General features: G+C 46.6%; 9 protein-coding genes. 5 read left to right on the plus strand and 4 right to left on the minus strand.

From position 1 onward, the window contains the following. From AC4E7D_RS07525 to rlmB, 4 genes are all read left to right on the plus strand, one after another. Window positions 1-1,208, plus strand: a 1,208-nt coding sequence (locus AC4E7D_RS07525) for an FG-GAP repeat domain-containing protein (RefSeq protein WP_490173197.1), incomplete at its 5' end; no start/stop codon positions are given. 29 nt (window positions 1,209-1,237) lie between these two features. Then, window positions 1,238-1,990, plus strand: a complete 753-nt coding sequence (locus tag AC4E7D_RS07530; RefSeq protein WP_490173198.1) for a hypothetical protein — start codon at window positions 1,238-1,240, stop codon at window positions 1,988-1,990. A 33-nt stretch (window positions 1,991-2,023) separates the two neighbouring features. Beyond that, window positions 2,024-3,367, plus strand: a complete 1,344-nt coding sequence (locus AC4E7D_RS07535) for an aryl-sulfate sulfotransferase (protein WP_490173199.1) — start codon at window positions 2,024-2,026, stop codon at window positions 3,365-3,367. 61 nt (window positions 3,368-3,428) lie between these two features. Beyond that, complete coding sequence (rlmB, locus tag AC4E7D_RS07540) at window positions 3,429-4,169, plus strand: 23S rRNA (guanosine(2251)-2'-O)-methyltransferase RlmB (RefSeq protein WP_490173200.1); 741 nt, start codon at window positions 3,429-3,431, stop codon at window positions 4,167-4,169. A gap of 29 nt (window positions 4,170-4,198) precedes the next feature. Here rlmB and AC4E7D_RS07545 read toward each other — a convergent pair whose 3' ends face one another. Then, window positions 4,199-4,942: a rhomboid family intramembrane serine protease gene (locus AC4E7D_RS07545; RefSeq protein ID WP_490173201.1), complete on the minus strand. Its 744-nt coding sequence runs from the start codon at window positions 4,940-4,942 to the stop codon at window positions 4,199-4,201. A gap of 34 nt (window positions 4,943-4,976) precedes the next feature. Here AC4E7D_RS07545 and AC4E7D_RS07550 point away from each other — a divergent pair, with 34 nt between their 5' ends. Next, on the plus strand, window positions 4,977-6,254 hold the full coding sequence (locus AC4E7D_RS07550; protein WP_490173202.1) for a replication-associated recombination protein A: 1,278 nt from the start codon (window positions 4,977-4,979) through the stop codon (window positions 6,252-6,254). On the opposite strand, the gene AC4E7D_RS07555 is transcribed toward AC4E7D_RS07550, so the two are convergent. Genes AC4E7D_RS07555 through AC4E7D_RS07565 form a run of 3 tightly spaced genes read right to left on the minus strand, consistent with a single transcriptional unit; the run spans window position 6,251 to window position 9,099 of the window. Then, complete coding sequence (locus AC4E7D_RS07555) at window positions 6,251-7,102, minus strand: hypothetical protein (protein WP_490173203.1); 852 nt, start codon at window positions 7,100-7,102, stop codon at window positions 6,251-6,253. The genes AC4E7D_RS07550 and AC4E7D_RS07555 overlap by 4 nt on opposite strands. Before the next feature lie 6 nt (window positions 7,103-7,108). Continuing rightward, window positions 7,109-8,551, minus strand: a complete 1,443-nt coding sequence (locus tag AC4E7D_RS07560) for a DUF5723 family protein (RefSeq protein ID WP_490173204.1) — start codon at window positions 8,549-8,551, stop codon at window positions 7,109-7,111. Beyond that, the gene (locus tag AC4E7D_RS07565) at window positions 8,548-9,099 is read right to left on the minus strand and encodes a hypothetical protein (protein WP_490173205.1); all 552 of its coding nucleotides are present in this window, start codon (window positions 9,097-9,099) and stop codon (window positions 8,548-8,550) included. The genes AC4E7D_RS07560 and AC4E7D_RS07565 overlap by 4 nt, the downstream gene beginning before the upstream one ends. Window positions 9,100-9,159: the final 60 nt, after the last annotated feature.

The raw sequence follows: 9,159 nt of genomic DNA on the forward strand, positions 1-9,159 counted from the left end.
ATATGGATGCTACCTTTTTCGACCTGGACGGGGACAATGACCTGGACCTCTACGTGGTTAGCGGAGGTAATGAATTTGAGCCCTATTCCTCACTCTATGAGGACCGGATTTACCTGAATGACGGGGCAGGCAGGTTTACGCGAAAAGAAAGCCCGGCTCTTGTGGGATTTGCCCAAAGCGGAAAGACGGTTGTTGCCCTGGATGTGGATCAGGATGGCGACCAAGATATCGTGGTAGGAAACCGCATCATTCCCAAGAACTACCCCAGGCATGCACCTTCAGTTGTGTACATCAATAACGGTGGTGCATTGGTAGCGAGTACGGAAGAAATTGCCCCTGAATTCCAGGATTTTGGCATTGTCAACGACCTGCTCGTGACTGATTTTGATCAGGACGGATGGGAAGACCTGATTGTGGTGGGGGAATGGAACCGCCCCGGTTTTTTCAGAAATGTAGAGGGAACCTTCCAGCTCTCAGCGGCTGAGACTGGCTTGCCACAGGAAGAAGGCTGGTGGTTTTCAATTGCAGAAACCGATGTGAACAATGATGGCCAACCGGATTATATCCTTGGAAATGCCGGATTGAACCTGAAATTCAAGGCCACTGCGGAGAAACCCTTTTTGGTCTATGCCACGGACTTTGACGACAATGGCACCAATGATGTTGTACTAAGTAAAAAATACCAGGGCGAATATGTCCCGGTAAGGGGAAGGGAATGCTCTTCACAACAAATGCCCTTTATTGCCGACAAGTACAAAACCTATAAAGAATTCGCCAACGCTACGCTCCTCGATGTTTATGGGGAAAAACTGGAAGCTTCCTATAGCAAGTCCGTTACAGAATTCAGGTCAGTGCTGCTGTTGAACAAAGGAGGCATGCAGTTTGAGAAAATTTACCTGCCTGTGGAAGCACAGCAATTCCCAGTAATGGCGATAAACACCATGGATGTGAATGCCGATGGTTACGAAGACCTGATCCTGGGTGGTAATATCTATGAAACCGAAGTGGAAACCCCGAGGCTTGATGCCGTCTCCGGAGTTGTACTGCTATCTGATAAGGACAAGGGCTATAAATCCCTCCCGCAAGACAAAACAGGGCTCTATTTACGCGGAAATGTCAAAGACATGGAACTGGTACAGCTAGGCGAAAAAAAACTGCTTTGGGTAGCCCGGAACAATGATAATTCATTACTTTACAGAATAGATTGATTATACATAACATTTAAATACACCATAAAATGAAAAAGTCACTTTTAAAAATATTTACCCTTCTTTTTGCCATCCCGCTTTGTGCACAATATTCGGGGCAGGTAGCCACCAATATGTCCGCTGGTGGGGCCAATGCGGGCAGTACAGCCCAGATTCAAGGCCTTTTGGGCCCGGTTGCGGATGCCTTAAGTAAAAGGTCCTTTAATCTCGAAGATTTTAAAGGGTCCCCGTACACCCATGACGAATTCCAGAAAACCACTTTGTTCTACGAAGAGGAAAATTTGGGAGAGCTCTTTTACCGCTATAATGCCCTCAACCAGGAAATTGAAATCAAACTGGAAAACACTGAAAGTGAAGGCATCCGTGCCCTGGGCAAGGACAAAAAAATTGCCTTTCTCGTAGACGGTAAAAAAACCTCCTTTAAAACCTTTATTGATAAAGATGGAAAAACACTTAACGGCTATTTAACCCGTTTAAACCTGGATGGTACTATCAATCTGTATAAGCGACAGCATGTGAAATATACAGAAGGAAAGAAAGCCCAAAATTCCTTTGTGCAGGCAGTACCCAACAAGTTTACCCCCTACACGGAATATTACCTTGAAATAGAAGGGGAGAACCGGGTTGACGAAATTGAGTTAAAGAACAAGAAGTTGCTCGGTATGCTACCACAGGAAATGCGGGACGGCCTCCAGGACTACCTGAAGGAGAACAAACTCAACATCAAAAAGGAGTACGACCTCATTCAGGCTGTTCGTTTTTTGAACGAAGATGCCCTCTAAGGAATAAGAGGAAGCTATCTTAAAAATCTGGCCATGAAAGAGAAAATATGTTTGCTGATCCTTCTTTTTGGTAGTGTACTTTTGACTTCCTGCGAAAAAGACACCACTGAACTACCTGAAGAAGAGGGAACTGAGGAAGTATTAGGTGATCCCGATGCACAGGATGATGATTCAGATGGCTCCTCAGGTTCCGGAGATGGAGATTCTGGTTCCGGAACGGTTACTGTAGAATTTTTAAACAGGTCTTTGGTAGACGACAACTACGTACTGATCAATAATGCCGGTAGCAACCGGGTGTATTTGATCAATAAACAAGGGGATATCCTCTATGAATGGCCATTGAATTCCAATATTGGCAACGACGTCGTCTGGTTACCCGACCAGCGTTTGCTGGCTTCTCTGGAAGCTGAAACTCCCAAGATCACCTTTGGCGGGCAGGGCGGAAAACTGCAAATCACAGATAAAGACGGTAACGTTAGCTGGAACTTCGACTATTCCTCCGAGGAAGCGGAGACCCATCACGATGTGGAGATGCTCCCAAATGGCAACGTTATCGCATTGGTCTGGGAAAGAAGAACCGCAGTGGAAGCTGAAAACGCCGGATCCAACCTTGGGATCGACGTGTACCCGGAAGCCGTAATAGAAGTAGACCCCTCAACCAATTCCATAGTATGGGAATGGCATGCCTGGGACCACCTAATCCAGGACCATGATGACAGCAAGGAGAATTTCGGAAACGTCAGTGAACATCCCGAGCTCATTGACCTGAACTTTGTACCCCAGGAAGATGGCGATATTATGCACGCGAATGCCATCGCCTATGATCCCATTAGAGATGTGATTTACATCAGTGTCAATTTCTACCACGAGGTCTGGGTTATTGATCACAGCACGAGTACTGAGGAAGCGACAGGGCACGAAGGAGGTAATTACAACAAGGGGGGCGATCTGCTGTATCGCTTTGGGAATCCAGCTGCCTATAGGAACACTGCCGGAAACCGACTGTTTTACAACAATCATTTTCCCAACCTTTTTGGGGAGAACAGGGATAAGATGCTGATCTATTCTAATGGGAACGGTTTGGATCAATCAACAGTCTATGAGTTGCAGCTGCCTAACGATTTTTCCCTGCTGCCCGACACCAACAATGAACCCCAGGTCACCTGGTCATTTACCCATCCTGATTTATACGCCCCAAAAGTATCCGGGGCTGTTAATCTGCCCAATGGTAATGTTTTGATCACGGAAGGAGACTTTGGATTGTGGGAGGTAACCCGAGAGGGGGAGGTTGTATGGAAGTATTCTGCACCTGGTTTTTACTGGAGGGGATATCACTACAACAAGGACGCCCCGGAAATTACGGCACTCGGATTGTAAATTCGCTGACCACATTTAAAAAATTACAGGATATTTTCGCTGAGCGGTATATCCAAAAATCATGGCAAAGGAGCATCTCATTTACGGTATCAGGGCAGTGATGGAAGCCATTTCTGCGGAAAAATCCATAAATAAGGTCCTTATCCAAAAAGGCCTGCGCGGGGATTTGATCAAAGAACTTGAAGACCTCCTGCGCGACCGTGGGATTAGCCACTCTTTCGTCCCCGTTGAAAAGCTTAACCGGGTATCCGGCAAAAATCACCAGGGGGTTATCGCTACCATTTCCCCTGTATCTTTTCAGGATTTTGAAAACCTTGTAAATACAGTGGTGGAAGAAAAGGATGCCCCCCTTTTCCTGTTGCTGGACCGGGTGTCTGATGTCAGAAATTTTGGTGCCATTATCAGAACCGCCGTTTGTACGGGCGTGGACGGTATCGTAATCCTGAGTTCAGGATCGGCGCCTGTGACTGCTGATACCGTAAAGACCTCTGCAGGGGCTGTGTTTAATATTCCTATAGCAAAAGTGACCCATTTAAAAGATGCGGTATACTATCTTCAGGCTTCCGGAGTGGAAGTAGTGGCAGCTAGCGAAAAAAGCAAACAATCGCTCTACGAACTGGACCTGAATAAACCCCTCGCCATCATTATGGGGGCTGAAGACAAAGGGATCTCCCCTGCCCTGCTCAAAACGGTTGACCACCTCGCCAGGATTCCGATGGAAGGGGATATTGCCTCCCTCAACGTCTCAGTAGCCTGCGGGGTCTTCTTGTTTGAAGCTGTCAGACAGCGCAGTATTTTCTGAGTACCGTACCGGTCCTAAATACGAGTTATTTAAGTGTCTTCCCTGGGATCCGGGCTTTTTTTTCGGTAGTGATACCTGATCTCCACTTTATTCTTGCCATCAGATATATCAGGATTTTCGATGAAATTGCCATCTTCGTCAAAATGCCTCAGAAATTCATCCTCTTCTTCTTCAAAATCCTCGCGTTCCCAGCTGTACTTTTTCACCTGAGGGACTTCAGCCTTTAAGATATAAGCAAGGGCAATTCCGGTTAAAAACCCGGCCAAATGTCCTTCCCAGGAAATGCCGTCTTTTACGGGGAAAATATACCAGAGCATACTCCCGTAAACAAACACGACGATCAGGGATAGGGCTACCAGCCGGTAGTGTTTTGTGAACACCCCTTTGAAAAAAATAAAACTGGCCATCACATAGATCAGTCCGCTGGCCCCAATATGGTATGAAGGCCTGCCGATAAGCCAGGTAAGAAGCCCCGACGCCAGGATCCCGAAAACAACCACTTTCCAGGCCACCCTCCTGTAGAAAAAGACCAGGGCGGCACTGAGGATAACAATAGGCAGGGAATTATTGTAAAGATGAGATAAGGAACTGTGAATAAAGGTGCTAAATACTACCCCCTTCAGGCCGGCAACGGTTCGGGGATAAATCCCAAGGTCGTTTAAATTGATGCGAAAGCGCACCTCTACCCAGAAAATCGTCCAAATCAACAACAGAGAAAACAGAGGAACCAGGAGTACCGCGTAGGTAAATTTGAAATATCGATCTTCTGTCATAACCCGAAATTACATTTTATTTTACTTTTATGATATGAGTCAGCCACTAGCAGATCGTGTTCGTCCCAAAACGCTAAAAGCATATATCAGTCAAAGTCACCTCGTGGGAGACAAGGGGTCCTTAACGCGCCAAATAAAACGGGGCACGATCCCATCGCTCATCTTTTGGGGACCACCGGGAACAGGAAAAACTACCCTGGCCAATATTATTGCAGAGGAAAGTGACAGGCCATTTTATACCCTGAGCGCCATCAGCAGTGGCGTAAAGGACGTTAGGGAGGTAATCTCCAAAGCTAAGGAGCAAGGGGGATTGTTTACCACAAAAAATCCCATCCTCTTCATTGATGAAATTCACAGGTTTAGCAAATCCCAGCAGGATTCCCTTTTGGGTGCTGTTGAAAAGGGATGGGTTACCCTTATCGGAGCAACCACCGAAAATCCCAGTTTTGAGGTGATTCCCGCCTTGTTGTCCAGATGTCAGGTGTACACCCTTAACCCCTTTGGTAAAGAAGATTTAGAAGCAATCCTAAAACGTGCCTTACAAGAAGATGAGCTTTTGAAAAAGCTTCGGATTACCTTAGAAGAAACTGAAGCCCTTTTGCGGCTTTCGGGTGGAGACGCCAGGAAACTGCTGAATATTTTTGAACTGGTCGTCACCTCAGAAGAGTCGGAAACCATTCATATCACAGATGAAATGGTCATGTCTAAGGTTCAGAAGAACACCGTGCTTTACGACAAGGTAGGAGAGCAGCATTACGATATTATCTCGGCCTTTATAAAATCGATCCGGGGGAGCGATCCCAATGCAGCTGTATATTGGTTGGCACGAATGATTGCCGGGGGCGAAGATGTAAAATTCATCGCAAGACGAATGCTTATCCTGGCATCTGAAGATATCGGCCTGGCCAATCCCACCGCTCTTGTAATTGCAAATAACACCTTCCAGGCGGTAACTGCAGTAGGTTATCCGGAAGCGAGGATTATCCTAAGCCAGTGCGCTTTGTACCTCGCGACCTCCCCTAAAAGCAACTCAGCCTATATGGCCATCAACAAGGCACAGCAAACCGTGTCGGAAACGGGAGATTTGTCGGTCCCCTTGCATTTGCGCAATGCGCCAACCCAACTGATGAAAGACCTGGGCTATGGTAAAAACTACCAGTATGCCCACGATTTCCAGGGCAACTTTATAGATTCAGATTTTTTACCGGAATCTCTTGATGGCAATGCTTTCTATGAACCTGGCGAAAACAAAAGGGAAAAAGCCATACGTGAGGCCCTGGGGAAGAAATGGAAAGGGAGGTATAAGTACTAAAACTTTAGTTTCAAGGGCTTATGCACCAACTTGCCTTCCTGGTAATAGTCCAGGTACCAGGTGCCCCCTTCACTATAGACAACACCATTCAGGGATTCCCCTTCGGCGAGATAGACGCCCTCCTGTTGGGTGCGATACAACTTTAGCCGTACTTTCGGGCTCTTGTCTACCAATTGGAAACCATTGGGGATTTCCTGGGCGTACCAGGTGAGGTCTTCCTCAATATTCTCTGTTGGAACAGATTCCTGCTGTATTTCAATAGTTTCTTTGTGAGGTAGTATTTCTTTTTCTGGCGCTTCCATTTTGGAGGTTTCCTCAGCACTACTTTCCTTCTTAACCTTTACCTGATCATTAGCCTCATCCAGGCTTTTCACATCGTCCTTAAAAGATACGGTAACGGTTTCCTTTTCCTCCTTTGGCGAATAGGTGTAGTTGTAATTGTTAAGGGATCCCATTGCTTCCCTGATCACTTCCTGAAAAGCCCCCTTAAAATCCTTGATCTTACTACTGCCCGTTTTTGTCCGGTATACCTCCTGCAACTGGCAATCCTGGAACTCGATATGCGCTTTTGTTGTAAAGGTCCCGGATTCGTTTACCAGAAGGGCCTTAACTCCCAGGCATTTGTCCTGGTACAGATCAAGAGGCAGGTCATCCTCGTACACTGCATTCAAACCACGTTCAACGAGTAAATATTTAATGAGGGTACTGGTCTGATATTGGTTTTGCTTCCTAAATCCATCAAATTTGGTAGGTACAATTACGTATTTGTAGGCAGAAAGTGCTTCCTGGGCATTACTGGTCATCACTCCAACAAACAGGACCAGAAAAAGAAGATATTTTGAACGCATAAGGGCTTAGTTATCGCCCCAAGATAGGATATTTAATCCGAACTGAAAAGAAGCGGTATGGGCCGCCGCAAGGTTTTGGTAAGCGAGCAAATTGTCTGCCATCAGGTAAAGATTTACCGGACCTGCCTGCAGGCTCAAACCCAAACCAATGTTGGTCAGTGAATACTTGTCAACCGTGTAAGTAGATCGCAAAGCGAGTACATTGCCCAGCCTTCGCTGGTAGAACGCCGTCAAGGCCATCTGAGGGCCCCTGGGGCGATTTACCATGAACAACTGCCCCCCAACACTATTGAGGTATTGATTGCGTTGTGGGCGCGCCGAAGTGGTTATTGTGCAATCACAATCCATATCCCCTCCCCCGCTGGGTATTCCCCAACTGTATTTTAGACTCCCGTAGAGCTTGGTTGGCCTAAAGGTGATATAATTCCTGTCGTCATCCTCAAAAGGAACCAGAGCTTCTATTTCATCGACCAGCTCCTGCCAAAAGTCAGCATTGGGGTCAACCAGGGCATTGGGTAAAATTACCTCCACCCCTTCATTGGCAGCCCTCCCTGTAAGGCTGTAGTTTTCCACATCAGTAGTGTGATAGACGAATCCCAGGTCCAGGATACTCCCCGTGATTACCGTCTGTTCATCCAGATGATAGGTAAAACCCAGATCCAGTCCCAGTCCCAGATCCCCGCCAAGCAGTCCCCTGCCTATAATCGTACTACTTATATCTGCCACCTCTCCGTCAGCCGCATCTGTTAACTCCCGTAGACCAGAGGTCCGGAGACTCATATCCGCCACCATGATGTTGGTCAGCAAATTATTCTGACCTTCCCGGGTAAGGAAATATCCGTCGTTCCTTGTTGATGTAAAATTTAAGATACTCGAATAGAGTTTTGCCCGTGCCCCAACAGTAAGTTCTCGGTTTAACTGACGGTTAATACCAAAATGGATCACATTGAGCAGCTCCCCACGTGTTTTCAAGTGACTGAGATCAAAACGCTGGCCGATTCGGTTCGCATTACCTTCATAGGCCAGAATAGCCAGATCCCTTGGCCAGTAATTGATGAGGTCCAGTTCCCCATACATTCCGAAGGAGTAAAAGTCCCGGGGCCTGTTTTTTCCGCGGAAACCACCGCTGAAGATCTCGATCTGATTGGTAAGACTCTGATTGTCCCGGGTACCCAGACCAAATATGGCACGGTCCCGTACTTTGTCATTTATATCCAGGCCGTCATCGGCAAAAATATCGTGCACGGATAAACCGCTGGTTCCGGCCTGTACAAAAATACCCGAGAGCATTGGGACCCCGGCATACCAGTTATACGAAGTTTCCAAACCGGGATTCAATAAAAGCGCCTGCGGGACCTCGTTAAAATCATATAACAGCTGTTTGTTCTGTGCAAATGAGCCCAAAACAGTCAGCAAGAAAAATGAAAAAATATGATATTTCAGGTTCATTTGAGACGTATCCTAAACCTGGCACTGGAGCGTAAGATTATTTTTGGATCTGGTAGGCTGGAGACGCTGGTGGTATCGCCCAGGTTCCTTCCGGAAACACGTATCCCGGAAGTATTTCTTACGATATCCAAACTCCTGCCTGTGGCCCCGCCGTAGAAAATTTCCCGGGTCAGCACTGCCGTAGGCGCGGGTTCAATCGCAAATACTTCTGTATCTAGCACATTTCCGGCGTCATCTAGGAAATTCAGGGTGATTTCAAGGCGCTTACTTGTGGTATTCTCAACCTGGTAGGTGATGGAACCTTCCAGTACCCTATCGGCAAAGAAAGCCTCGTTAAACGCATCAAAATTGAAATCCTGTGTATAGAAATCAACTCCTGCCTGATTGTTGATGTATTCCTCAGGAGACTCCACATAGACGAGACTGGAAGTAATTTCAGGGGTTATATTCAGATCATCATATTGATCAAAGTTCTGTTTTTCCACACAGGAAAACAGCAGCGAAGCTACTGCTGTAAGGACCATTATTTTGTTATATACAAGGCGCATAATGTTCACGATTTATCCGCTCTGAACCAACACAGCTAAGCATATGGGCATTGCCTTGTC

It is taken from the genome of Lentiprolixibacter sp. (genome assembly GCF_982873095.1).

Coding starts and splice junctions, on each gene's coding strand:
- AC4E7D_RS07530 (WP_490173198.1), top strand. CDS start 1,238: ATGAAAAAGTCACTTTTAAAAATATTTACCCTTCTTTTTGCCATCCCG.
- AC4E7D_RS07550 (WP_490173202.1), top strand. CDS start 4,977: ATGAGTCAGCCACTAGCAGATCGTGTTCGTCCCAAAACGCTAAAAGCA.
- AC4E7D_RS07535 (WP_490173199.1), top strand. CDS start 2,024: ATGAAAGAGAAAATATGTTTGCTGATCCTTCTTTTTGGTAGTGTACTT.
- rlmB (WP_490173200.1), top strand. CDS start 3,429: ATGGCAAAGGAGCATCTCATTTACGGTATCAGGGCAGTGATGGAAGCC.
- AC4E7D_RS07560 (WP_490173204.1), bottom strand. CDS start 8,551: ATGAACCTGAAATATCATATTTTTTCATTTTTCTTGCTGACTGTTTTG.
- AC4E7D_RS07555 (WP_490173203.1), bottom strand. CDS start 7,102: ATGCGTTCAAAATATCTTCTTTTTCTGGTCCTGTTTGTTGGAGTGATG.
- AC4E7D_RS07545 (WP_490173201.1), bottom strand. CDS start 4,942: ATGACAGAAGATCGATATTTCAAATTTACCTACGCGGTACTCCTGGTT.
- AC4E7D_RS07565 (WP_490173205.1), bottom strand. CDS start 9,099: ATGCGCCTTGTATATAACAAAATAATGGTCCTTACAGCAGTAGCTTCG.